Source organism: Xanthomonas sp. AC360 (assembly GCF_979258225.1).
In genome coordinates, this window is record NZ_OZ409846.1 from 56,244 (window position 1) to 80,520 (window position 24,277).

16 protein-coding genes and 1 other RNA gene are annotated in these 24,277 nt (G+C 63.5%); 7 read left to right on the forward strand and 10 right to left on the reverse strand.

Annotation, left to right across the window (positions count from 1 at the left end; genetic code table 11):
* Nucleotides 1–39: 39 nt before the first annotated feature.
* A complete protein-coding gene (locus tag ACZZ0O_RS00245) occupies nucleotides 40–381 on the reverse strand; it encodes a Rieske (2Fe-2S) protein (RefSeq protein WP_463591903.1) in 342 nt (113 codons plus the stop codon).
* Nucleotides 382–644: 263 nt separating this feature from the next.
* Here ACZZ0O_RS00245 and ACZZ0O_RS00250 point away from each other — a divergent pair, with 263 nt between their 5' ends.
* From ACZZ0O_RS00250 to ACZZ0O_RS00265, 4 genes are all read left to right on the forward strand, one after another.
* Nucleotides 645–920 carry a hypothetical protein gene (locus tag ACZZ0O_RS00250; protein ID WP_055848822.1) on the forward strand — a complete coding sequence of 92 codons (276 nt, stop codon included), beginning with the start codon at nucleotides 645–647 and terminating at the stop codon, nucleotides 918–920.
* 226 nt (nucleotides 921–1,146) lie between these two features.
* Complete coding sequence (locus ACZZ0O_RS00255) at nucleotides 1,147–1,860, forward strand: fumarylacetoacetate hydrolase family protein (protein ID WP_055848820.1); 714 nt, start codon at nucleotides 1,147–1,149, stop codon at nucleotides 1,858–1,860.
* Between the two features lie 61 nt (nucleotides 1,861–1,921).
* Entirely contained in the window at nucleotides 1,922–2,353 is a 432-nt protein-coding gene (mscL, locus tag ACZZ0O_RS00260; protein ID WP_055848817.1) for a large-conductance mechanosensitive channel protein MscL, read from the forward strand.
* 109 nt (nucleotides 2,354–2,462) lie between these two features.
* Nucleotides 2,463–3,881 carry a M20/M25/M40 family metallo-hydrolase gene (locus ACZZ0O_RS00265; protein ID WP_115562734.1) on the forward strand — a complete coding sequence of 473 codons (1,419 nt, stop codon included), beginning with the start codon at nucleotides 2,463–2,465 and terminating at the stop codon, nucleotides 3,879–3,881.
* Between the two features lie 37 nt (nucleotides 3,882–3,918).
* On the opposite strand, the gene ACZZ0O_RS00270 is transcribed toward ACZZ0O_RS00265, so the two are convergent.
* A non-coding RNA gene (locus ACZZ0O_RS00270) (sX9 sRNA) lies at nucleotides 3,919–3,996 on the reverse strand.
* A gap of 83 nt (nucleotides 3,997–4,079) precedes the next feature.
* Between ACZZ0O_RS00270 and ACZZ0O_RS00275 the strand changes: the two genes are divergently transcribed.
* Entirely contained in the window at nucleotides 4,080–5,132 is a 1,053-nt protein-coding gene (locus ACZZ0O_RS00275) for a LacI family DNA-binding transcriptional regulator (protein WP_115562735.1), read from the forward strand.
* Between the two features lie 144 nt (nucleotides 5,133–5,276).
* On the opposite strand, the gene ACZZ0O_RS00280 is transcribed toward ACZZ0O_RS00275, so the two are convergent.
* The 5 genes from ACZZ0O_RS00280 to ACZZ0O_RS00300 form a co-directional block, all read right to left on the reverse strand.
* Nucleotides 5,277–6,317, reverse strand: a complete 1,041-nt coding sequence (locus ACZZ0O_RS00280; protein WP_463591904.1) for a cytochrome P450 — start codon at nucleotides 6,315–6,317, stop codon at nucleotides 5,277–5,279.
* A 117-nt stretch (nucleotides 6,318–6,434) separates the two neighbouring features.
* A complete protein-coding gene (locus ACZZ0O_RS00285; protein ID WP_064629343.1) occupies nucleotides 6,435–6,524 on the reverse strand; it encodes a tryptorubin family RiPP precursor in 90 nt (29 codons plus the stop codon).
* A gap of 331 nt (nucleotides 6,525–6,855) precedes the next feature.
* Nucleotides 6,856–8,499: a glycoside hydrolase family 6 protein gene (locus ACZZ0O_RS00290; protein ID WP_115560161.1), complete on the reverse strand. Its 1,644-nt coding sequence runs from the start codon at nucleotides 8,497–8,499 to the stop codon at nucleotides 6,856–6,858.
* Nucleotides 8,500–9,247: 748 nt separating this feature from the next.
* Nucleotides 9,248–12,184 carry a TonB-dependent receptor gene (locus ACZZ0O_RS00295; protein WP_463591905.1) on the reverse strand — a complete coding sequence of 979 codons (2,937 nt, stop codon included), beginning with the start codon at nucleotides 12,182–12,184 and terminating at the stop codon, nucleotides 9,248–9,250.
* 141 nt (nucleotides 12,185–12,325) lie between these two features.
* Nucleotides 12,326–15,796: a glycosyl hydrolase 2 galactose-binding domain-containing protein gene (locus tag ACZZ0O_RS00300; RefSeq protein ID WP_463591906.1), complete on the reverse strand. Its 3,471-nt coding sequence runs from the start codon at nucleotides 15,794–15,796 to the stop codon at nucleotides 12,326–12,328.
* Between the two features lie 217 nt (nucleotides 15,797–16,013).
* Between ACZZ0O_RS00300 and ACZZ0O_RS00305 the strand changes: the two genes are divergently transcribed.
* Both ACZZ0O_RS00305 and ACZZ0O_RS00310 read left to right on the forward strand, forming a co-directional pair.
* Complete coding sequence (locus ACZZ0O_RS00305) at nucleotides 16,014–17,978, forward strand: glycoside hydrolase family 97 protein (RefSeq protein WP_463591907.1); 1,965 nt, start codon at nucleotides 16,014–16,016, stop codon at nucleotides 17,976–17,978.
* Nucleotides 17,979–18,574: 596 nt separating this feature from the next.
* Nucleotides 18,575–19,921 carry a neprosin family prolyl endopeptidase gene (locus ACZZ0O_RS00310; protein ID WP_463591908.1) on the forward strand — a complete coding sequence of 449 codons (1,347 nt, stop codon included), beginning with the start codon at nucleotides 18,575–18,577 and terminating at the stop codon, nucleotides 19,919–19,921.
* A 273-nt stretch (nucleotides 19,922–20,194) separates the two neighbouring features.
* Here ACZZ0O_RS00310 and ACZZ0O_RS00315 read toward each other — a convergent pair whose 3' ends face one another.
* The 3 genes from ACZZ0O_RS00315 to ACZZ0O_RS00325 are packed head-to-tail and all read right to left on the reverse strand — an operon-like array spanning nucleotide 20,195 to nucleotide 24,101.
* Nucleotides 20,195–21,706: a carboxylesterase/lipase family protein gene (locus ACZZ0O_RS00315; protein ID WP_463591909.1), complete on the reverse strand. Its 1,512-nt coding sequence runs from the start codon at nucleotides 21,704–21,706 to the stop codon at nucleotides 20,195–20,197.
* Nucleotides 21,706–22,611, reverse strand: a complete 906-nt coding sequence (locus tag ACZZ0O_RS00320) for a TrmH family RNA methyltransferase (protein WP_463591910.1) — start codon at nucleotides 22,609–22,611, stop codon at nucleotides 21,706–21,708. The genes ACZZ0O_RS00315 and ACZZ0O_RS00320 overlap by 1 nt, the downstream gene beginning before the upstream one ends.
* Nucleotides 22,608–24,101, reverse strand: coding sequence for an alanine/glycine:cation symporter family protein (locus tag ACZZ0O_RS00325; protein ID WP_115554452.1), 1,494 nt, complete (start codon nucleotides 24,099–24,101; stop codon nucleotides 22,608–22,610). Before ACZZ0O_RS00325 ends, ACZZ0O_RS00320 begins: the two co-directional genes overlap by 4 nt.
* Between the last annotated feature and the right edge of the window lie 176 nt (nucleotides 24,102–24,277).

Consider the following 24,277-nt stretch of genomic DNA (forward strand, 5'->3'; position numbering starts at 1 on the left):
GCCCGCTATCGGGCTGCGGCGCGACCGCGCTGTCGGCGGTTATCCGAGCAGCACGTGCTCGCCGTCGGTGCGTACCGGCACTGCCACCAACGATTGACCACGACAGGGGCCGCTGATGCATTCGCCCGCGACGAGCTCGAACGCGGCGCCGTGCGCAGCGCAGACCAGATGGCCATCCTTGGTCTTGAGGAACTGACCCGGCGCCCAATCCAGCCTGCGTCCGGCATGCGGGCAGACGTTCAACCACGCACGCACCTGCGCACCTTCGCGATACAGCACCAGCGACTCCGGACCGTCTTCCCACGCGGCTTCCACTTCCAGAAATCCGGCATCGGGAATCTGCGCCAAGCTGGCGAGCGTGGTCGGTGAGGACGATGGCATGGGCAACGACTGCGCAAGAACGATCGCCGATTGTGGCATGCGCCCGCACCGCCGCTGCGCGAGGTGCAACGCCGTGTCGATGACCGCGCCACCTGCGAGCTGACCAGGTAACGACGGCAATCCGAGCACGACCGCAGACCCCGGCAAGCACATACAACGTGATGGATTTAACAAAACGCTCATCGAATTAACGAACTTTTCACTCAATGACATGAAACCGCAACGATACTGCGCGCTTGTTTCCTGCCCGGCAGCCCACCGCCATGCCTGCACGCTTCTTCCAATTCGGCAACCTCCATCACCTGTTTGCGCCACGCAAGCCGCGCCACCCGTTGGTGCGCGTTGCGGCGGGTCTCGCCGGACTGGTGATCCTTGCGGTGCTGATCTTCTTCAGTGTGTTCGTCGGCGCGGCGATGATTCTGGGCGGCGTCGCCTGGAAACTGTTGAGCAAGTCGAACCGACGCACGCCGCAGCAAGCGCGCGTGGTCGAGGCCGAATACCGCGTGGTGCGCAAACCCGCGTTGCCGATGTCGCACTGAGCGCGTCGCGCGCGTGCGGCACACCCGACGCACCTCGCAGCGGGTTCTACATCGTCGACACAATCAATCGGCATGTCTGCGGGCATGCCGATGTGCGTTTTGGGTTGCCGATCGGCCGACGATATTGAGCTGCGAACGGGCGCCCTGCCGCTCACTTCAGCACTGAAGGTTCCGTCGTACACGGCCAAGCGGCTAGACTCACGCGTCCCGTTCCGAGGATGCGTGCATGACTGACGATGTGATTCCCGCTGCCGATGTTCCGCGCATTCCGGTGGTGGGTGGCGGCAGCTTTCCGGTGCACCGCATCTACTGCGTGGGCCGTAACTTTGCCGATCATGCGCGCGAGATGGGCGCCACCGCGCCAGCGTCCAAGGCCGAGCGTGGCCAGCCGACCTTTTTCATGAAGCCTGCCGACGCCATCGTGGTTGGTCACGGCGACCAGATCCCCTACCCGCCCGGCACCAAGGAGCTGCACCACGAAGTGGAGCTGGTGGTGGCGCTGGGGAGCGATGCGCCAGCTGGTGAGTTGCCCGTGGATCAAGCAGAAGGCCTGATCTATGGCTATGGCGTGGGTCTGGATCTGACCCGTCGCGATCTGCAGGCCGCGGCCAAGGCCAAGGGCCTGCCGTGGGACACCGCCAAGGGCTTCGATCATTCCGCACCGATCAGCGAGTTAGTGCACGCCGGCGAAGTGGGCGCACTGGATGCGTTGAACCTGTCGCTGGAAGTCAACGGACAGGTACGTCAGCAATCGTTGCTGGATCAGATGATCTGGAACGTGCCGGAAATTCTGCATGAGCTATCCAAGCTGTATGCACTGCGCGCAGGCGATCTGATCTTCATGGGTACACCGGCCGGTGTCGGTCCGTTGCTGCCGGGCGATCAGTTCAGTGCGCGCCTGGAAAATGTGGCCGAACGCCACGGCATCATCGCGGGCTGACATCGGCCGGGCTAGGATCGGCGCAGCGGCAGTCGGTCCGCGTCCGCCTCTGGAGTGCGTTATGGGAATGGTCAGCGAATTCAAGCAATTCGCGATGCGCGGCAACGTCGTCGATCTTGCGGTCGGTGTGGTCATCGGCGCGGCGTTCGGCAAGATCGTCACCGCGCTGGTGGAAAAAATCATCATGCCGCCGATCGGCTGGGCCATCGGCAATGTGGATTTTTCGCGGTTGGCGTGGGTGCTCAAACCCGCCGGCGTCGATGCCACCGGCAAGGACATTCCAGCCGTGGCGATCGGCTATGGCGACTTCATCAACACCGTCGTGCAGTTCGTGATCATTGCCTTCGCGATCTTTCTGGTGGTCAAGCTGATCAATCGCCTCACCCAGCGCAAGCCGGACGCTCCCAAAGGCCCGAGCGAAGAAGTGCTGTTGCTACGCGAGATTCGCGACTCGCTGAAAAACGACACGCTCAAGCCGCCGAGCACGTTGTAAGCGGACACATCCAACGCGCGCTTCGCGCACAAGGATGACTTTTCGCACGCAGACGGGGGACCTGCCGCTGATAAGCTCGGGGTCCCCCTTGTCGTTGGAGCCGCCCTGCATGCGTCGCCTCGCTGTTGCCATCTCCGCCCTGCTCGCCTGTTCCCCCGCGCTTGCCGCACAGACCACCCTTGCCGACAGCGCGCTGCGCACCGCTGCGCAGTTGCGCGAGCAAGCCCTGGCCGACACCACCGGCTTTGCAGTGGTGGAATCGCTCACCACCGAAGTGGGTCCGCGCATTGCCGGTGGCGACGCCGATCCGCGCGCGGTCGCGTGGGCCAAAGCCAAATTCCAGTCGCTGGGCTTCGACAAGGTGTGGACCGAGCCGGTGACCTTTCCCAAGTGGGAACGTCGTAGCGAACACGCTGCGGTGCTGGGTGCACACGCGCAACCGTTGACCATCACCGCATTGGGCGGCAGCCCGGGTGGCAGCGTCGAAGGTGAGGTAGTGCGCTTCGACACCCTGGCCGCGTTGCAGGCAGCGCCTGCAGGATCGCTGACCGGCAAGATCGCGTTTGTCGATTACCAGATGGTCAAGGCGCGCGATGGCAAGGACTACGGCAATGGCGGCGCGGTGCGCAGCAAGGGTCCGTCCGAGGCGATTCGCAAGGGCGCGATCGGCTTTGTGATGCGCTCGGCCGGCACCGATTCGCATCGCGTGCCGCATACCGGCATCACCCGGTTCGACGACGGCCTGACGCCGGTACCCGCCGCCGCCTTGTCGGTACCTGATGCCAACCAGCTGGCACGTCTTGCCGCGTTGGGCACCACCCGTATCCGGCTGGCGCTGGATTGCGGTTGGGACGGCACCGCGACCTCGTACAACGTGATCGGCGAGATCACCGGACGCAGCAAGCCCAAAGAAGTGGTGGTGATCGGCGGGCATCTGGATTCGTGGGATCTGGGCACCGGTGCGATCGACGATGGCGCCGGCGTGGCCATCACCATGGCCGCCGGGCATTTGATCGGGCAGCTCAAGCAGGCACCCAAGCGCAGCATCCGCGTGGTGGCGTTCGCCAACGAAGAACAAGGGCTTTACGGCGGCAAGGCCTATGCGGCCGCGCACGGCAAGAATGCCAAGGACATGGCGCTGCATCAGATCGGCGCGGAGAGCGACTTCGGTGCCGGGCGCATCTATGCATTCAACACCGGCTCGGCTGCGCCGGAAGCGTCACGCGCAGCAACCAAGCAGATTGCCGAGGTGCTGGCACCGCTCGGCATCGCGTATGAGCCGAGCAAGGGCGGCCCCGGCCCCGATGTCGGCCCGATCTCTGCCAAGGGTGGCGCGTGGGCATGGCTGGCGCAGGACGGCACCGACTACTTCGACCTGCACCACACCGCTGACGACACGCTGGACAAGATCGACCCGAAGGCGCTCGCGCAGAATGTCGCCGCCTACACCGTGTTTGCGTATCTGGCGGCCGAAGCCGATGGCGATTTCGGCAGCCGCGCGAAAGTTGTGCAACCGCCGAACGAGTAGTCTGGCAACGCAGCGCTGCGAACGCGTTTTTTAAAGCGGCTAGCAAAAACGTAGCGAGCGGTCGTCAGATGGGGGTGGGCGGCGCGGAGGAACCGGTGTGTACAAGTTGGTACATGCCGTACCGAGCACCGGCCGCGCCCGCCTGGTGGCCGCGCAGTCCTTTTGTTAGCTGCTCTTACTCCAGGACGAGCACACACGATGGCGGTCAAGCGGCAACTTAGTGCGAACACCGCGGCGACGTTACTGGATGTCGCCAAACATGCCGGCGTCTCGCCGATGACTGCCTCACGCGTCATCAACCGGCACCCGCATGTCGGGCAGGACATGCGGGTGCGCGTGGAAGCTTCAGTGCAGGCCTTGGGCTACCGGCCCAATCTTGCCGGCCGCTCGCTGCGCACCAGCGGGCTATTGCGTATCGGCGTGTTGTACAGCAACCCCAGCGCCGCGTATCTCAATCAATTCATGCTCGGGCTGCTGGAGCAAAGCAGTCTCAACGGCAGCCAAGTGCTGGTGGAAAAATGCGGCGCCATCCGTAGCCAGCGCGCAGCCACCGAGCGTTTGCTCGCGGCCGGTGTTGACGGCGTGATCCTGCCGCCACCGTTGTGCGATTCGCGCCAGACCATCAGCGAACTGGATGCACGCGGCATTCCGGTGGTGGCGGTGGCCAGCGGCGCGCCGATGGCGCAAATCAGCTCGGTGCGCATCGATGACTATCAGGCCGCGCGCGCCATCGTCGCGCATCTGATCGAACTCGGGCACCGCCGCATTGCGCTGATCAAGGGCGACCCCAAACACACACCGAGCGCGCTGCGCGCCAACGGCTATCTCGACAGTTTGCAGGCTGCAGGATTGGAGATTACAGAGACCCTGATCGCCGACGGATTGTTTACCTATCACTCGGGCCTGCTCGCAGCGCGCAGCCTGCTGGCACACCCCAAACCACCGACGGCGATTTTCTGCAGCAACGACGACATGGCGGCTGCCGCGGTTGCGGTCGCGCACGGACTGGGCTTGCGTGTGCCCGAAGATGTTTCGGTGGCCGGTTTCGACGACACGCCGGTGGCAACCACCATCTGGCCAGAACTCACCACCGTACATCAACCGGTGACCGCGATGGGACGCGCGGCAGTGTCCTTGCTTGCAGATGCGATTCGTCAGCGGCGCAAGGGCGATGCCGCGCAGGGCGTACATCAAGTGATGAAGTACACCCTGGTCAAGCGCGGCTCGACGGCTGGGCCGCCCAAGGAATGACGCGCTGGCGCGCGTAATGTGGAGCGGTTGGGCTGACGCTGGATGCTGCGAGGGTGGCGTGTGCCTGTGCGCGCTATCGGCAGCACTGAGCCGTGCCACCGCAATGCGCTCGCTGCGGCGTGCACGCAGGCGAGTTGCATAACGCTAGCAACGCACGACATCCACCTCAGACACACTGAGCAGCCCCGCCAACGGCACCTGCGCCTGGCGCTGCCGTGGGCTGACAGCCAATCCCTGACGGCGCACGCTGTCCAACAGCTGCTCGGCCAGGGGCATCACCATGTGCCTGCCCCAACAGCGCTCCGACGCGTGCCCGAATGGGAGATAGCCGGGCAGCTGATCGGGATCCAGCTGATCCCAGCGCTCCGGACGAAATACATCGGGTGCATCCCACAGCGCAGGATCGCGGTGGCTTAGGAGTGGCAGTACCAACACATCGTCTTGCACACCGATGCGGGGATCGAGCAGCGGATATTCAGGCGATGCGTTGCGCAGGATGTTCCAGGATGGCGGCAACAGACGCAGCGATTCGTAGATGATGTTTCGGCTTGAACTGGCAGGATCGAATGGCGATCCCAGCCACAGTGCGTTGGCGACCAACGTGGAAATGGTGAAGCACACCGGCGCGGCGGTTCGTCGATACAAGCCCATGGCGAAGCGGCGCGCATCGTAGCCGTCTGCGGACGCAGTCACTATCGCAAGCGCCGACGCGTTGGCCTGTAGCGTGAGCGGCCTGATTGCGCTTGCAGCGATAAGCGCCCAGGTCAACTTGGGTGTCAGCTCCAGGGTGCGGTCCATTAACAGACGCAGGCGCAGCGGGTCGCCACCCAGCAGTAGATCGCGCAGATACACGTGCCCAATATGCGGCCATGGGCCGGACAGATCCACGTCTGCGTCGATGGGGCGCTTCAATGCCTCGCGCACATCACGCCCGATGGCCTGCATCAGTTTGGAGGCATGCGTGCGTGCGATCGATTGCCCTTGCAGCGGCTTGAAGGTCGGCCGCTCACCTTCGGTAGCCAGACGTGCAGCCAGCAATCGATGCGTCAACAGCGGCCCGGCAACACCGACGGTATCCCCATCCAGCCGAAACACCTCCTTGCCCATGTGCTCACGCAGCAGCGCCAGCAACCGCGGCGCGAACACGGTCGTCCTGTCCAAGCCTGCGTTACTGATTGAAGACATGACGATCGCCTTGTGCTCGTTGACGCCCGCGTCCGGCAAAACGCTTACCTCGCGCGGGCGAGCATGACCAACATCACACTGAGAACACGGCGGCTTTTACCGCGCTTGTCAGTGCGCTCAGTACCAGATGTACCAAGCGTAGGACTTCAGACTTTTCTTGGAAGCCAACAGGTTTTTGAGCGAGAACAGCATCTTCATGAGCGACATCCTGTTTGGGGAGTGGTTTGCCCTGCTGGGCGTTCGCACAATCGGTCAAGCGTGACGCGAGCGACCATGGTGACGCTCGCCACACCAAGCTACGCCCCGAGATCAGGGAAGAACATTGCGTGCGCGCACAGATTCCTCACCCTGCAGCAACGCATTGCCGCACTGCACGCTTTGACGTACATGACTTCGCATTTCGCACAAACGACCATGGCGGCCAGATGGCCGCCATGGGTTCAACACATCATCAGGTCACCGCAGCGATGGTGTCATCGCGGCCACGCGTGCCGCCCATGACGGGTGGACACCGGCGTACCGGTGTCCACCGCGCACATCACCTGGTCGGCTTGGCACGCACCACAGCCGATGGCGCACTGGTCCCGGCCGCGCTGTTTGCAGTGACCACGTAGTCGTAGTCCGCGCCATTGGCGACGGACTGATCGACATACGAGGCCGCTGCAACATTGGAACCGACCGTGGTGAACGCACCCGCGGCACCTGCGCGACGCAGCACCGTGTAGCTGGTTGCTCCCAGCACCGGCGACCAGCTCAGCTTGACCCGGCTGTCGCCGACGGTGGCGGTGAGGCCGCGCGTTGCGCTCGGTGCCGCAATCGGTGCAAAGGTAGCCACCGCGGTGCTGGCGGTTGCGATCACCGGGTAGGCGTTGTTCACCAGCTCGACGAACTGGTTATGGAACCACGCGCCGGAGATCGGCGCGCCGGCGAGTGAGCCGGTCAACACGCCATCGGCCGTGGTGTAGGTCGGGTCGCACATCCGATCGAAGCCCTTGCCCTCGTTATTCGAAATGAGGGTACTGGAGCCATCGGACTCACCCGGCGGCTTGACCCACGCATACGCATCCAGATGCGGCCCAGGCGCTGCGACGGGAAGCACCCCAATCCCTGCTCCGCTTTGATTGCACCAGTTGCCGCGATGGAGGCGACGATCGATGCGACCGGTATTGACGTACGTATTGATGTCGCTGCCGGACGCGCTGGCGGGACGATTCGGACCGCCCCAGCCATTCCGGCCGGTATCGACGATAAAACCGATCGTGCTGGGCCAACCCGCGCCGACAAAACCGTTGTACAGCGCCTGGGTAAAATCGGCCTCGTCGAAATACGGATTCCATTCGTAGTATTTCGACGACTTGATCGGCTGCCCATTCACGCTCAAATCCGGATTGGGTAAATTGGGTTCGTTCAATGGCGTGGTATTGGCGGTATTGGTGACAAAGCCGTCGACGCTTGCCAGCCCGGCGCTCGTTCCCTGGACCACACGGGTATATAGCGAAATCGATGGGCCGCGATTGCTATCCCAGCCCAACCAACCCGAGTGACCGATATCCAGGTAGTTGTAGGTATTGGGAACGGCATGCAGCTTATTGAGTGCGTACTTGATGCCTTCTTCGTAAATTCCCGTGGAATTGGCCAGCGCGCAACGCATGTCATTCAAATTGGTGACCAGATTGGGCAGGCTATCGGGCTCGATCACATTGACGATGCGGATATCCTTGTATTTCGGATCTGCGAAGATCGCCGCAATGACGTCGATATATTCTTTCTTGTAGCGTTCCAGCGCCGCCGGGGTCAGCGGCAATTCGCCGTTGGACGCCAATGCGTGACAATCGCGGCCTGGCAAATCGTAGATGACAAAGCTGGCAGTAATCGGCGTGTTGGCTTTTTTCTGTGCCAATGCGGCATCCAAATGCCCCCTCAAGCCAAGCCGCCCGGCATTCTGCGATCCGCCGGCAATCGCGGCAATGCGATCCAACCAGACTGCGGTGGGAACGGCTTTCACCACGCCCATCTTGGCTTTCAGCGGCGCGCCTTTCACCTTCGCAATCGATGCATCGACTTTCTTGGCGTAATCGGGATTCACATAACCGCTCGCGCCGACGAAGGGGTTGTCGACATGCACCTGCGCGCAGACGCTGGCGACAAACAACGGATTTAATGCCAACAGCGATAACGCCATCGAGCGCGTGAGGTTATGACGGATGCCCTGACTGGATTTCATGAGATTCACCTTGTTTTTATCGGATGGTGTTTATTCGAAAATCAATGAAGCACTGCCTTTTTTGGCCTGCTTTGTTCCTCTTCAGGGCACCCATCAGAGATGTCTGGAGCCAATCAAACACGCTCCGTCGGCGTCCCGCCGAAGAGCATTTGCATGGCATGACGTCAGTAATGTCCACACAAAGACACTCAAGCCAATGGCTCGCTTGTGTCCCGAGACATTACCTAAGACCTCGGATTCGTTGGAAGCTAACGCGCTCGCATCGATATTCTCGTTGCGACAGTTGCCTCCGTGATTTGCGGAGTATCTCCAGGGAGCGAATGAGCGATCAGCATGGGATGCTGTGCCTGCGAACGGGGTGGTGAGTTCGCCATGCGGAAACTACGCTGCATATCCGGTAGACGCAATCGCCAAACATTGCGTTTGGGCACAGATCCAGATAATGCCCGCACTCATGTTTCGACTGCAGGCATTACTACACAAATGTATGTGCCATCACGCACAAAAAAACGGCCGCATCGCTTCCCGACGATGCAGCCGAATGGGAGGGTGCTCGACGTTGCCGTCGGGCGTCTTACAGCACCGGCACGCCGGTGACGGGAAGAAAGCGAAATGACCGCTTGGAGAGGGACAACAGAAGATCATGTGCGACACGACGCGGGGGTGCGCCGTGTCGCACATCGGGACATCACATCAGGACATCACATCAAAAGCGCAGACGCAGACCTGCGTAGTAACGACGCTCGAAGATGTTTTGATCGTAGTAGTGGTTGGTCCACTGCGCGTAACGCCGCTCGCTTTCGCCGGTGAGGTTGGTGGCCTGGGCGTACAGCGTCAGATGATCGTTGACGTCGTAGCTGAGGGATGCATCCAGATAGCCGACATCGTCGTTCCAGATCGCCAGCTCGTCGCCCCACGCACCGCTGTTGACCTGACTGAAACGCTTGCTGCGCCAGTTGTAGGCCACGCGCGCCTGCAACTTGTCCTTCTGATACCACAGCACCGCGTTGGCCTGATGCTTGGAGTTGTCGCCGATCGGAAGCGTATTGCCTTCGATATCGGTGTTATCGGTATCGGCATCGGAGAAGGTGTAGTTGATGTTGGTACCGAAACCGCTCAACCAACCCGGCAGAAAATCGAAAGCCTGTTGATAGCCGATTTCGAAGCCCTTGATCTTGCCGCCACCGCCATTGACGATGCGCTCCACCGGGCCGCCAAGCCGCGCCACGCCATCGGCGTCGGGCAATAGTTCGATGTTGGTTACCGTGGTGGGGAACGACTTCACGTCGATCAGGAACGCGCCCACGCTGAGCAACGACGCATCGGAGAAATACCATTCCCACGACGCGTTGTAGTTGGTGGCGCGATACGGATCCAGGTCCGGATTACCCGAACGGCCATTGAGGAACAGCACCGCATCGGAAGGCAGCGACGGGTTACGCGGTGGCGTGCCATTGACGGCGTAGAAGCTCACCAGGCCGCGGCCAAGGTCGGGCAGATCCTGACGCGCCACCGCCTTGTTGTAGGCAAAGCGCAGCTTCTGCGCCTCGCTGATATCCAGCGACAGGTTGGCGGTGGGCAACACGTCGGTGTACTGACGATTCAGACGATTGGTACCGATCGCCGGGCTGACGCCATTCCATTCGACATTGCCGATAAACACATTGCCGCTGCTCAGATACTGATCGATGGCGAGTTTGGTCTGCACGATGCGTGCGCCGATATTGGCCGTCCACGGCACCGCACTGCCGGTACCGCCCTCCAGATTCGCCAGAAAATACGCCGCGGTGCTTTTTTCGGTGACCTTGTACGAATCGGCAGCCTGCTGATAGGCCACGTTGCCCGGATACAGGCTGTTGAGATAGGCCACCGGGTCTTTCATGACCTGTGGATTGATCGCCGGCAGGCCCTGACTGCCCAGGCCGGTGACCTTGAGCGGATCGAAGTCGTTGAAGTACGCCCAGTAGCCGGGAATCGAATTGAACGGCAGCAGGCGTGCTTCGGACACGCCACTGCAGGTGTCGACAATCAGCGGGTCCTTGAAGTAGTACAGCGAGCGGTTGGGGTCTGCACAGGTAGTCGACACCGGCGACAGGTAGCGATAGGTGTCCAGCTTGACCTCACGCTCGCCGTAGCGAATGCCGAACTGGAAGCCGCGCACCACGCCTTCGTCGAACTCGAAGGTGCCATCGGCGCGGAATGCATCCATCGTCGCTTCGATCTTGTTGCCCTGCGCCCAGGTGGACATCAGCTGCCAGTTGTCCGGGTTGGACACATCGGTGCCCAGGTTGACCGCCGGGTAGCTGCCGCGGAAATCCACCGAGGCATCGACCACCGGCAAGCCGTTCGCGTTCGCCCATTGGGTGACGCCGCCGGCACGCGTGATCTGATCGCCACGAGTCACCACCGCATCGGCGCGCGCTTCGTCGTAGGTGCGCTGCGCATCGCCATGCACCCAACGGAACGACGCACGGAACGGTCCGCCATCATCGAAGCGCAGCTCCAGGTTGGTGTTGAGCGAATCCGAATCGGCGACGCCCGCCATCGAGTGCGCCTGGAAGCGGTTGTAGCGGAACTGGCCGTACTCGAGCACGCCATTGGAATCGACCACCGACCCCGGCTGCAACTGATTGGTTGCCCAGCCGGTGTGCAGCTGCGCGGCAACCGAGGTGTCGTGGTCTTCGAGCTTGGTGTAGGCCGCATCGGCCAGCACCGTCCAGGAGTCGTTGATGTTGAACTGGAACGAGCCGTTGACGCCGGTGCGCTGACGATCGGTGCTGCGGTTATCCAGTTCGGTGGCGACCCAGTTGTAGAAGTAGTCGCGCGGCAGGTTGGACGGATCGGTATTGCTGCCGATACGGCCGTCGCCGTTGAAGTCGAAGCCTACGTTCTGCTCGGTCGATTTCTGCGCGCCGTTGGAATAGACGCTGGGGTGCTTGTTTTCCAGCGTGGCATCCGAGTACGACACCGCCAGCAACGCACCCCAGCGCTCGGTGCGGAAGCTGGCCAACCCCGAGTACAGCTCGTTGAGTTCCTGCACGCGATCGCCGTAGGACCCTTCGGCCTGGCCGCTGAAGGTCCAGCCTTCGGGCAGATCGAACGGGCGGCGTGTCTTGAGCGACACCGTGCCGCTGATGCCGCCATCCAGATCGGCGGCGGTGGGCGATTTGATTACGTCCACACCGCTGAACAACGTCGGTGGGATGTCGACAAAATCCGGTTGCGCGCGGCCGATATTCGGTTGACCGAACTGGTCGCCGCCGCCGGCGCTCAGATACAGTTCGCCGTTCATGGTGGTCTGCACCTGCGGCATGCCGCGGATGTTGAGCTGCGAACCCTCGCCGGCCGAGCGACGGATCTGCACGCCGGGCACACGCTGCAGCGAATCGGTGATGGTCACGTCAGGCAGCTTGCCGATATCTTCGGCCGAGATCGAGTCGATGATCTGCGCGGCGGTGCGCTTGTTTTCGATGGCTTCGGCCTGCGCGCCGCGCACGCCCTTGACCATGACCTTGTCCAACTCGGTGACGCCGGCGGTGCTGCCGGCTTCCTGCGCTGCGGCAGTTGCCGCGACCAACGTGAGTGCAGCCGCCAGCGCGGCGGCCAGCGGGGTGTGACGCGTACTGCGATGCAGCTTGTTCATGGTCCCCTCCCAGGGATGACGACAATCCACGAGCGTTTCGAATGGCAATGCCGGGGGGCACTGCAGTGTTGGATGACGCGCCGATCGGCGCGTCAGTGCAGACGCCGTGCACGTGCACGGCGTGGCAACGTGCTGGCGCTACTACGGAAGCCCGTTGGCAGCGCCGGTTGATGGTTCGACATTCCAGCCACGCATTTGCAGCGTGGCGTTGCGCAAGGTGTCCGCAGACGGGCCACGGATTTCCACCTCGCGCTGCTCGCCCGGCACCAGGCTCAGATAGTTGTCGCTGTAGTACGCCGGCAGGATGCGTTGGCCTTGCGCATCCACCAGGGTCAACTTGGTGTTGAGTGCCACCTGTTGCGATGCATTGCGCACGCTGGCGCGCAACACCGGCTCGGCCGCGTCGTGTACTTGCGTGGTCAGCTGCACCGGCACCTTGGCCAGCGCATCCAGCCCGCGCATGGCGGCAGCATCGCGCGCCACCCAATAGAAGTTGCGCGAGCGCACCACCGCGTCGCGGTCGAGCAATTGCAGGCGCACAAACCCCAGGCCATTGGTGTCCTTGAGCAACGGTGCCAATTGCAGCACCGGCGCAGAGACCGCAACTGCGGCCGCATCCAGCGCCTGTTCGCGCTGCTGCAGCAGTTTGCCGTCGCTGCCGTAGACCTCTGCACGCACGCGCAAGCCGCGCACCGGCTCGGCCGCGTTGTTGACCACCACCACCTCGTGACCAGGCAGATTCATCTGCACATGCAAGGTTTCCGCGGCGTTGCGCACGCCGTAGTACGCGGCATGGGTGTCGTAATCGTGGCTATAGATTTGCCACATGTTGCTGGGCCACGCCGGGTGACTCATCCACAACAGGCGCCCGCTGTTCTTGGTCCACAGCTGAGAATTAAAACCTTCGAAGATGGCGCGGTGGGTGTCGTAGTTGAGCAACTGCGCCTTGCGTTCGAAGTCCTCCAGGCTGGTCGGCGCGCCCAGCTTGTCGGTGAGCGACCGCATGAAACTGGCGGTGTCGCCATTCCCGGACTGATGCCAGTCGTGATACGCCCAGGCATCGCTGATCGGCCACTGATCGCCGACTGCAGGCACCGACGCCTTGAACGACTCCAGCGTGGAGAACGACGGCGTGCCCACTTCTACCGAAAAGCCCTGCGCCAACGCAGTGAAGTAGGCCACCGGCTCGCGATAGTTGTACGGCCCGCTGCCCTGCAGATTCACCTCGTTGGAGCTGCCGGTATACCAGCGCGTGCCATCGAGGTCGGCAACCAGTTTGTCCAAGCCTTCGTTGAGGATGGGCGCAGGCACGCCCTCATTGCGTCCGAACCACAACACGATCGACGGATGATTGCGGAAGCGTTTGATCACCTCTGCGGCGTTGTCCAGGAACAATGCCGCATCGGCCGGCTCCATGTTGTAGTTCTGGGTGGACTGCCAGAAGTCGTTGAGCACCAACATGCCGTATTCGTCGGCCAGATTGAAGAAGCTGGCTTCGGTGTTCTGCCCCACCCAATTGCGCACCACGTTGAAATGCGCGTCGCGTTGCAGGCGGAAGTACGGCTCCAGCCGCTCGCGCGAGACGCGCTTGCGCCAGTCGTCCATACCCCAGTTGCCGCCCTTGACTGCAATACGCACACCGTTGATGCGCAGCACCAGATGCGGCGCCAGCGTGGTGTCTTGCAGTTGCTGCACTGCCGGCGAAGCCAGTGCGCCCGGATACAACGATTGCGCCTTGCCGCCCGGTACCGCGCGGATGGCCTCATGCCGTACATCGACGATGCGCTCGCCACGTTGGCGTGCCTGGTTGAGATCGACCAGCACCCGGCGCAGCGCGCCGTCTTCGTCGAACAGGGACAGTTCGTAGGTCACCTCGCGAATGCCGAAGCGCAGCTGCTGTGCGTCCGATCGCGCACCGGCCGCATCGACGCCAACCTGCAGCGAATACAGCGCCGGCTCGCCATAACCGTTGGGCCACCACAAGCGCGGATTGGCGATGACCAGCTGCGGCGTGTCGGCCGCAGTGAACTTGAGCGTACTGCCGCCAGCGGGCACGTTGACCTGACGCTGGATGCGCACATCGCCGATGGCCAACTGCACATTGCTTTGCACGGCAGCGCCGCTCTCGTTGCGCAGCGGCACGGTGACTTCGAGTTCGGCACGACGATGATCCGGCGCCAGGCGCGCCGTCACCACCTGGGTGTCGCCGATGGTCACCGGCCCGCTGGCGTGCAGTTGCACGTCCTGCCACAGACCGGCATTGCGATCGCGCACGGCGGGGATCCAGTCCCAGCCCTCGCTGGCGATAAACGTGGGGCCGTCCAGCGCCTGCATACCGCCGTTTTCGCCAACGCCCGCCGTCATCGATTGTTCGTGTGCGATACCCGGATGCGGCGGCGGCGAGACACGCACCGCAATGACATTGCGGCCGGCTCTGAGCTGCTTGCTGACATCGAAGCGACCGCGTGCAAATGCACCGCGGGTGCGCCCGACCTGGGTGCCGTTGACCCAGATTTCGCCGGCATAGTTGATGCCGTTGAACAGCAACTCCAGCCGCTTGCCCTGCGCGGCTGCAGGCAGATCAAAACTGCTGCGGTACCACCAGTCGTGCCGGCTCAGCGATTCGGGAATGGCCATGTTATTGAGGCCGATATCCGGGTCCGGATACACGCCGCGATCGACCAACGTGGTGAGCACCGTGCCCGGCACTGTCGCCACACGCCAGGCGGCATTGCCGGCGTCCGTATCGCTGCGTGACAGCGTCGCGCCGGTGGCCTGCCCAAGCTGCGGCGCAGCGGCCAACTGCCACGCACCGACGCGCCAGGCTGCATCGTCCAGCGGCTGCAATGCCGGCGCGGCCTGCGCCGGCTTGGCAACCGGCGCAGAAAACGCAGCGGTGCTGCGCGGCAAGGTGGATGCGGCCTGCGGCGCCAACTGGCCGGCCATCTGCTTGACCTGCACCGGCCATGCCGGCGATGCATCTTCAAACCGTTGCAGCGCCGGGTCGGGCGCGTGCGCTGCAAGCTGCGCAATGGCCGCTGTCTCCAACGCGCCAGATCGCGCGACGAAGTCGGCAATCTCACCACCGAAGTGCTGCGTGTACGCCGCAGGTTGCTCGCGCGGGCCAAACATCAGCACCGGTGCAGCCGCCGCTTGACGCACTGCACCACTGGCGACCTGCCGCCCATTGGCATACAGCGTCAAACGGCCGCCTTGTGCCACCGCAGTCACCTGCGTCCACGTGCCGGAAGCCAGCGCCTGCTTGCTCCGCAGCACGGTGTTGGCGTCCTGCAAAAAGCCAAGCGTGCCGTTGTCGATCGCAAAGTAACGGCCCGCACCATGCGGATCGCCAATGCCGGCAATCAATGCTGCGCCGGTCGTTGCACGCGATGGGCGCACCCAGCCCGACATGCTCCAGTCCGCGTTGGCGGCGAGCAATGGCGTATCGGCGGCGAACTTCTTTGCCAACCCCATCCCGCCCGCAAGCACGCGGACATCGTAAGGACCTGGCGGGGCCATCTCGGCAGGGGCAGCCTCCACTGCGGTCCAACCAATGCACCCACACAACAGCCACAGCGCTCCACGGCGGAACGCCTTGCGAACCATCAGCATTAGAGGCCTCTCCCAAGCTCTACTGCCACACAACGGTGCACACCACATCTGTGCAACCGGCATACATCCAATCGACGTAGCGCAGTTGTATCCGGTGATGCCGCCCGTGGCTGCCGCCCCTGTTTCAGCGACCATGGTGCGAGGTAACGTTACCCCAAGGCGATATCGACGACAACACTTTCTGCGTTAGGGTTGGCGTTCCCAGGAGGAGGGACTTATGCGAAACCTGATCCAGTCCGCACTACCGGCGGCGTGCGCATTGCTGTGTGTGATCGCAACGCCAGCAACCGCGCAGAGCCTGCGTGTGCAATCGCCCGATGCACGTACCGAAGTGGAATTCACGCTACGCGACGGTGGCGTCCCCAGCTATCGTGTGCTGTACCGCAACACTTTGGTGCTCGACGACGCACCGCTCGGACTGGATCTTGGCAAGGCCGGCAAACTCGGCCGCAACATGACCGTGCAGGGCAGCAGCACCGACACGCACGACAGCACGTTTACGTTACCGGTTGGCAAGACCCAACAGGTGCGCGATCACTATCGTCAATTGCGCGTGCAGTTGACCGATCAACAACAACGCCGACTCACCGTGGAACTGCGCGCGTACGACGATGGCGTGGCGCTGCGCTACGTGTTGCCCGATGCCGGCGAGGTACGCATCCGCGACGAACTCACCAGCTTTGCGTTTCCACGCGACTACCCATGCTGGACCTTGAACCTGGGCCGGTTCGGAACCAGCCACGAGGGCGAGTACGACGCCATCGCCGCGTCCAAATTGCGCCCGCACAACTTGCTTGAGTTACCGCTGGTGTGCCAGACCGATGCACGCGGCACCACGCTGGCGATCGGCGAGGCGAATCTGCGCGACTACGCAGGCCTGTATCTCACCGGCCGCGCCGATGGCGGATTGGGCGTGTCGGCAAAGTTGTCGCCGCGCCTGGACGAACCGAAGCTGGCGGTTATGTTCGATGCGAAGGGACGCGATTTTGCAACGCCGTGGCGTGTGATCATGCTGAGCGACAGCCCGGCTGGCCTGATCGAATCCAACCTGATTTCTGCGCTCAACCCGCTACCGGCCTTCGATGCGCGCTGGGTGCGTGCGGGTAAATCGGCGTGGGACTGGTGGTCGGGCAACCTTGCCGGCGGGGTGGAACACCCTGGCATGAATACTGCCACGATCCAGCGTTACATCGATCACGCGCAGCAGTTGAAGCTGCAATACATGTTGATCGACGACGGCTGGTATTACGGTAGCACCGGCGACGGGCAATACAACAGCGATGCCGATATCCGTCGCCCCGTAGAGCAACTCGACCTGCAGGGTCTGGTGACCTATGCACGCAAGCGCGATGTGGGGTTGTGGTTATGGGCGCACTGGCGTGCACTCGATGCGCACATGGACGAAGCGCTGGCGTGGTACCAGCAACTCGGCATCAAGGGCATCAAGGTCGACTTCATGGACCGCGACGACCAGCAGATGGTGGACTTCTATCACCGCCTGCTGAGCAAGGCCGCCGAACACAAACTGCTGGTGGACCTGCATGGTGCGTATCACCCGACCGGCCTGACCCGCACCTATCCCAATTATTTGACTCAAGAAGGCGTGCTTGGCGCCGAATACAACAAGTGGACCACGCGCATCACCGCCACGCATAACCTCACGCTGCCGTTTACGCGCATGTTGCTCGGCCCGATGGATTACACGCCGGGTGGCTTTCGCAATGTGCGCCCGGCCGAGTTCAAGATGCAGCACATCGCACCGCAAGTGATGACCACACGTGCGCAGCAGCTGGCGATGTATGTGGTGTATGAGAGTCCGTTCGCAGTGGTGGCAGATAGCCCCGAGCAATACGAAAACGTGCCCGCAGCGCAGTTTCTGCGCGATGTCCCGGCAAGCTGGGACGAAACACGCGCACTGGAAGGTGCGATCGGCGAGCACATCGCGCTGGCACGACGCAGCGGCAAGGACTGGTACGTGGGCGCGATGACCAACGAGCACGCGCGCACGTTGCGTTTGCCGTTGTCGTTCCTGGGCAAGGGCAGCTGGACCGCAACGATCTACGCCGACGGCCAGGCGCCGACCGAGGTCCGCATCGAGACCCGCAAGCTCACCCGTGAGGACAGCCTGCAACTGGAATTGGCTGCAAACGGCGGCGCAGCGGTGCGGCTGCAGAGGAAATAAGCGCAGCGCTCGGGGCGCGATGCAACACCACCCCCTCTCTCATCTTGAGAGGGGGTGAGTGAGGATACGACGACGCTGTGCAGCGACGATTCCCGCTGGTGCGCTCGACCTGTGGGATGACAGATCGATAGCAGCCGGGCATTGCTGCAACACCACAGCTCCATACCCGTGACCGTGACCGTGGGCACTGTTGCGCAGCGGCACTGCGCCGCACATCGCCAAGCACACGTGTGTACCTGACATCCGCTTAGCGCATTGCGCTTGGCGTGTGCCTGGCGTCACGCAATCAATATCTTCGAATACTTTTGCAAAGCATACGTTTTAGGATGCGCGCACCTTCACCGCAGGTGTGCGCTGCCGGCTGTTTCCCGGCTCGCCCTGTGACGTGATGGCGCGGCCTGCATGGTTCGCCGCATGCGGGCCGTTTCATTCCGGCGCCAGGAAATACTCCTATGACGTTTCGTTCCAAGCGACCGATGTCGATCGGCCGCGCCGTTGTCGCGCTTGCCATTTGCACCGCAGCGCCCGCGAGCCTTGCAGGCACATTGCTATCGCCCTCCATCTCGGCTGCAGATGATCAACGTATCGATGCGCTGATGCCGCCGCTGCTGCGCACACCCGCCACCGCACGTGTTGCGCCCGAGCAGCGTGCCGGCATGCAGCACAGCACTGCTGCGGTATCGCGTGCATTTCCGTTGGTCACGCAGGAATTCAAGCAATTTTTGGATGCGCAGGCACAGCGCAGCTACGCCACACGCGAGGTCACTGCCAAGGTGCGCGACCCAGCGGCCTTCGCGCAGATGCAGCGTTATCTGTTCAACCGCTACAACGGCCTGACCGTGCTGCGCAGCGTGCATCAGCGCGGCAAGGTGTTCGACTGTATCCCGCTCGCTCAGCAGCCCGCGTTGCGCGATGGCGGCGCGCTTGCCATGCCGCCCAGCATTGCCGCCGGTGTCAGCAGCAGCGCTCCACTCGATGCGGCGCAACGCTGCGACGCTGGCAGTGTGCCGTTGCAGCGTATCGATCTGACTGACATGAGCCAATACGCAACGCTGCGGGCGTTCTTGCGCGGCACCACACCGCAGGCGACGGCACCCGACCGCCCCACTCTGCTACCCGCCGCGCAGGATGCCGCGTCGGTGGTGCATTACTACTCCACCATTTACCTGGACACCGCCGGCTCGCCAGTGACCGGCGCCGGTGCCGATCTCAACACCTGGGTGCCGGCCGTGCGCGCCAACGATGCGCAGTCGATCAGCCAGATCTGGCTGGCTGGGTACACGGCGCAACGGCAGATCCAGACCCTGGAAGCCGGTTGGCAAACCCAACCGGGCGCAGGCTGGGGCAACACGCCGATCCTGTTTATCTATTCCACGCAGGACGGCTATATCAACACCGGTTGCCATAATCTGGATTGCGCCGACTTCGTGCAGACCAGCACGGCGAATGTGCTCGGCGCAGCGCCAGCCGGCGGCTTCAGCACGGCGGGCGGCAAGCAGGCCATGTTGCATGTGGAATTCCAACGCAATGCCGACGGCTATTGGTGGTTCGGCTTGAATGGCGAATGGATCGGCTACTACAAGGCCGAGCTGTATTCCGGCGACATTGCCGAAGGCAGCGCCAACATCTTCATCTCGGCCGGTGGCGAAATTTCCACCTGGGATGGTCGCCCCAGCACACCAATGGGCAGCGGGCGGTTCGCATCGGCCGGCTACCGGCAGGCCGCGTTCCAGGCCAACCACTTTTATCGCGATGCGGCCATGGCCACCTGGCCTGCACAACGGTTGTCATCGATGAGTGTGGAGCAGCCGTCGTGCTACACGTTGGCGATTGCCGGCTACAGCTATCCGTACGCGTTGGGAGCCGGCGTCTCACGCACCAGCCTGTCGCCGGAGATGCAGAACGGCGGCATCTACTTCGGCGGGCCGGGCTGCGCCCGCTGAGTTGCTGCGAACGCGCGCACTGCTGCAGCGCGCGCGTTCGCTTGTTGGCCACGACACGAACCCACATGCAGTTGCGCCGTTGCGCGGTGCTTGCTGAAACGTCAGAACTGCCAGCACCACTGCAGCGTGTGGCCAAGTGGTGGTGATTTACCGGCGTGCCCAATGCAGGGTGCTCACCACGGCAGGCGTGCCCACGCTATCTGGTGATCCTTGCAAGCGACACACAGCCAGCAAGGACTCAACACGCCAATCGCCATGGCAATGGACGCCGGCTTACGGCAAATCCACGCCTGCGCACACGGCCGGGCGTGCATCCTTGATCTGCTGCACGCCACTGGCATCGAACTGCAGCGCCGCATATTTCGGCGCAAATGCCGGCCATGCAGGCAAGCCCTTGGCGTTTGGATTGCCGCGCTGCACGAATGCCGCCCAATAGCGTTGCAGGCTCACCGGCGGCTGGCCGATGGGCAGGTTCTTGAACAGGAACGGCAGCTCGGCGCTGTGGGTCACCTGCGCACCCGGCGCTGCGGTGTCGAACACGTAATGCCACACCGGCACGCCGAGCGCGGCCTGGCGCTGCGCCACAGTCACCGCCGGGCAGCGGAAAGTGAGATCGGTGGACAACTGCATCGCCGCATTACCCTGGCGCTCGGCACGTTGCGCTGCATGCTTACGTTGCGCCTGCAACACCGCCTCGGCACGGTCGGGATAATCGCGACGCAGACGCGCCTGTGCGCCCTGGTCGCCGCCGTAGGTAAGCTCCTGCACTACGTAGCCGATCAACAGCGGCACCTTGGCCTGTGCGCCACTGGCCAGCAGCTCGGCCGGGGCACGCGGCAGCACGCGGCCATCGACAACGGCTTGCAACCAGATGTAGCCATCGTCATCCAACGCTGGCACATCCACGCCCTGCCCTGCCTTAAGCAACTGCTCCACCGGTAACGCGCGTAATTGGCTAAGGCGCGTTGCGGCATCGTCGATACCTGCACGTTTGGCGATGGCAACGCCCAACGCGCGATTGTCTTCCAGGCTGCGCGCCGGCAGCCCGAAACCGGCGGTGCCGCTTTGTTCGATCGCCGCAGAAAACAGCCCGCGCGCGAGTGGGCTGAGCATCAGCAAGCCCACATCCTGGCCACCGGCCGACTGCCCGGCGATAGTGACCCGCGCAGGGTCGCCGCCGAAATGCGCGATGTTGTCGCGCACCCAGCGCAGCGCGGCGATTTGGTCGAGTAACGCGTAGTTGCCGGCCGCTTGGTTGTCGCCATCGCGCAGTTCCGGCAGCGACAGGAAGCCCAACGCGCCCAGCCGGTATTGCAGCGTCACCACCAGCATGTTCTGCGCGACAAGATTGGTGGGCAGATGCCCATCCGCACCGCCGGCCACATTGGCGCCGCCATGGATCCAGACAAATACCGGCAACAGAGTTGCCGGCTTCAGCGTGGGTGTCTGCACTTCGACGTAGAGGCAGTCTTCACTGCCGCGCCTGGCCATCGCATCGTTCCAGCCCAGCGCGGGCTGCACGCACGGTGTGGCCGCCTGCGTGGCGTCACGTACCTGCGTCCATGCGGCGGCCGGTTGCGGCGGGCGCCAGCGCAACGCGCCCAGCGGCGGCGCCGCGAAGGGGATGCCACGAAACACCGCACTGCCGTCGGCCTGCCATTGCCCACGCACCACACCGTGATCGGTGCGCGCTTCCGGCGGCGTCGCTGGAAGCGTGGACGCAGCAGCAAACGCGCTGCCGCTAAGCGTGCAGAGGGCAGCAAGCAACCAGGCCGATGGACGCATCACAGCGCTCCGGTGTCGACGCGGGCGCGCCAGGCCGCCTGAAACACGGCGGTGGCCGAGGCCACATTGAGGCTTTCGACCTTGCCGCTGCCGCGGATGGATAACTGCAGATCGCACTCGCGGGCGAACTGGCGATCCATGCCTGCGCTTTCTGCACCCATCACATACACCAGGCGCTGCGGTAACGCGGCGGCAAAGACATCGTGCCCACCGTCGACCAGCGTGGCGGCGATCGCGAAGCCGGCCTGGCGCAGCTGCGTCATCGCCACTGCGGTCTCGGGCAATTGCACCAGCGGCACCGCTTCGGCACCGCCTTCGGCAACGCGCGCGGCGGCGCCGGACAGGCCCAGCGTGGAGCCGGCCGACAGCAGCAAACCGGCAACGCCGAAATGCGCCGACGAGCGCAAGATCGCACCGAAGTTATGCGGGTTGCCCACGCCATCCAGCCACAGCGCCAGCACCGGGCCATGCGGCAATGCCGCCAGCCACTCCTGCAACGGCTGCGGCGATACCCGCAACACCTCGGCCACGATGCCTTCGTGATGCGTACTGGCCGCCAGCTTGGTGAGGTCGGCCTCCTCCACCACGCGGTAACCGATGCGCTGGGTGACGCACCAGGCCAGCAAGGCCTTGAACTGCGGAATGCGCGCCTCGGTCAGGTAGAGCTTACGCAGCGCCTGCGGACGCGCGTCGAACACCGCCTGGATGGCATTGATGCCGTACAGGCGCAGCTCGCGCGCGGTGTTGGCGTTGGCAGCGGCTGGTGCGGCGGCGGCGGTGCGTACCGCAGGCGCAGCCGGTGCGGGCGCACGTGGCGCCGCACGGCCCCAGGGGTTGAGCGGCGCAGCGCCGCTGCCGGTGTTGTCGCGTGGCGGCCGTGCGCCACGTCCATCATGCTGTTTCATCGTTGTGTCCAGAAATCCGCGTTCTTGATGCCGAGCGACACCGGATCGAAGACCGGATCCAGCCCCTGGCGTTTTTGCCGTTCGTAATCCTTCAAGGCCAGCATGGCCGGCTTGTGCAGGATCAGGATGGCGATGATGTTGAGCCAGGCCATGACGCCGACGCCGATGTCGCCCAGCGCCCAGGCCAGCTGCGCATTGTGGAACGCGCCGAAGATCACCATGCCCATGATGCCCAGGCGCAGCAGCAGCACGGTGAGCGGTCGGCGGCGGCTGCCATTGATGTAGCTCAGGTTGGTTTCGGCCATGTAGTAATAGGCCATGATGGTGGTGAAGGCGAAGAAGAACAGCGCCACCGCCACAAAGCCCGCACCCCAGCCCGGCAGCACCGATTCCACCGCCGCCTGCGCATAACCGGGGCCTTCTTCCACCCCGCTCAGGCCGGCGTACAGGCCTGGCTTGGCACCATCGGGCGCGTACACGTTGTACTTGCCGGTGGTAAGGATCAGGAACGCGGTGGCGGTGCACACCATCATGGTGTCGAAGTAGATCGCAAACGCCTGCACGTAGCCCTGCTTGGCCGGGTGCGACACCTCTGCCGCTGCCGCGGCATGCGGCCCGGTGCCCTGCCCGGCTTCGTTGGCGTAGATGCCGCGCTTGACGCCCCATTCCACCGCCAGCCCCAGCAAGGCGCCGAACGCGGCGTGGCTGCCGAAGGCACTGCTGAAGATGGTGACGAACATGTCCGGCACGCGCTCGGCGTTGAGCACCATGATGACCAGCGCCATCAGGATGTAGCCCATCGCCATGAACGGCACCACGATTTCGGCGAAGTTGGCGATGCGCTTGACGCCGCCGAAGATGATCACCGCCAGCATGCATGCCACCAGGATGCCGATGCCCAGCTTGGCCGCATCGCGCATCGGCAGGCCCATCCACTGCCCGTCCATCGCACCGCACAGGCTGGTGCCCCGACAGGCGTTGATGGCGCTGTCGGCAATCGCATTGGCCTGGACGCCCGGCATCAGAAAGCCGGTGGCGATGATGGTGGCCACCGCGAAGGTGAGCGCGTACCACTTCAGACCCATCGCCTTTTCGATGTAGTACGCCGGGCCGCCGCGATAGCGGCCATCGGCATCCTTGATCTTGTAGATCTGCGCCAGCGTCGATTCCACATACGACGTGGACGCGCCGAGAAAGCCCATCACCCACATCCAGAAGATCGCGCCCGGCCCACCGAAGGCGATGGCGGTGGCGACGCCGGCGATGTTGCCGATGCCGATACGCCCGGCCATCGACATCGCAAGCGCCTGGAATGAGGACACCCCGGCATCGGACTTTTGCCCGCCCACGGTGAGGCGAATCATTTCCACGAACCCGCGCACCTGCATGAAACGGGTGCGGATGGTGAAGTAAACGCCTGCGCCCAGACACATGAAAATCAGTGCCTTGCTCCAGACGATGCCGTTGATGCCATTGATGAGTGCTTCCACGCAATCTCCCCGAGTGCTGGATCGTGAACCCCAGCGCCGTGGGGAGTGGGTCGATTCTGGCCGAAAGCGCCGCTCGATGCGACGTGCATGCGAGCTGCGCCGTCAGCGCGTGACAACGTGCCGGCTGCGCATGTACAGATCGTGCGCACCATCGTGGGGCATCGGCGCTGCACGCC

Coding starts and splice junctions, on each gene's coding strand:
- ACZZ0O_RS00320 (WP_463591910.1), bottom strand. CDS start 22,611: ATGAAACAGCATGATGGACGTGGCGCACGGCCGCCACGCGACAACACC.
- ACZZ0O_RS00280 (WP_463591904.1), bottom strand. CDS start 6,317: ATGTCTTCAATCAGTAACGCAGGCTTGGACAGGACGACCGTGTTCGCG.
- ACZZ0O_RS00310 (WP_463591908.1), top strand. CDS start 18,575: ATGCCGCCGCTGCTGCGCACACCCGCCACCGCACGTGTTGCGCCCGAG.
- ACZZ0O_RS00295 (WP_463591905.1), bottom strand. CDS start 12,184: ATGAACAAGCTGCATCGCAGTACGCGTCACACCCCGCTGGCCGCCGCG.
- ACZZ0O_RS00245 (WP_463591903.1), bottom strand. CDS start 381: ATGCCATCGTCCTCACCGACCACGCTCGCCAGCTTGGCGCAGATTCCC.
- ACZZ0O_RS00315 (WP_463591909.1), bottom strand. CDS start 21,706: ATGCGTCCATCGGCCTGGTTGCTTGCTGCCCTCTGCACGCTTAGCGGC.
- ACZZ0O_RS00275 (WP_115562735.1), top strand. CDS start 4,080: ATGGCGGTCAAGCGGCAACTTAGTGCGAACACCGCGGCGACGTTACTG.
- mscL (WP_055848817.1), top strand. CDS start 1,922: ATGGGAATGGTCAGCGAATTCAAGCAATTCGCGATGCGCGGCAACGTC.
- ACZZ0O_RS00290 (WP_115560161.1), bottom strand. CDS start 8,499: ATGGCGTTATCGCTGTTGGCATTAAATCCGTTGTTTGTCGCCAGCGTC.
- ACZZ0O_RS00300 (WP_463591906.1), bottom strand. CDS start 15,796: ATGCTGATGGTTCGCAAGGCGTTCCGCCGTGGAGCGCTGTGGCTGTTG.
- ACZZ0O_RS00255 (WP_055848820.1), top strand. CDS start 1,147: ATGACTGACGATGTGATTCCCGCTGCCGATGTTCCGCGCATTCCGGTG.
- ACZZ0O_RS00305 (WP_463591907.1), top strand. CDS start 16,014: ATGCGAAACCTGATCCAGTCCGCACTACCGGCGGCGTGCGCATTGCTG.
- ACZZ0O_RS00285 (WP_064629343.1), bottom strand. CDS start 6,524: ATGTCGCTCATGAAGATGCTGTTCTCGCTCAAAAACCTGTTGGCTTCC.
- ACZZ0O_RS00250 (WP_055848822.1), top strand. CDS start 645: ATGCCTGCACGCTTCTTCCAATTCGGCAACCTCCATCACCTGTTTGCG.
- ACZZ0O_RS00265 (WP_115562734.1), top strand. CDS start 2,463: ATGCGTCGCCTCGCTGTTGCCATCTCCGCCCTGCTCGCCTGTTCCCCC.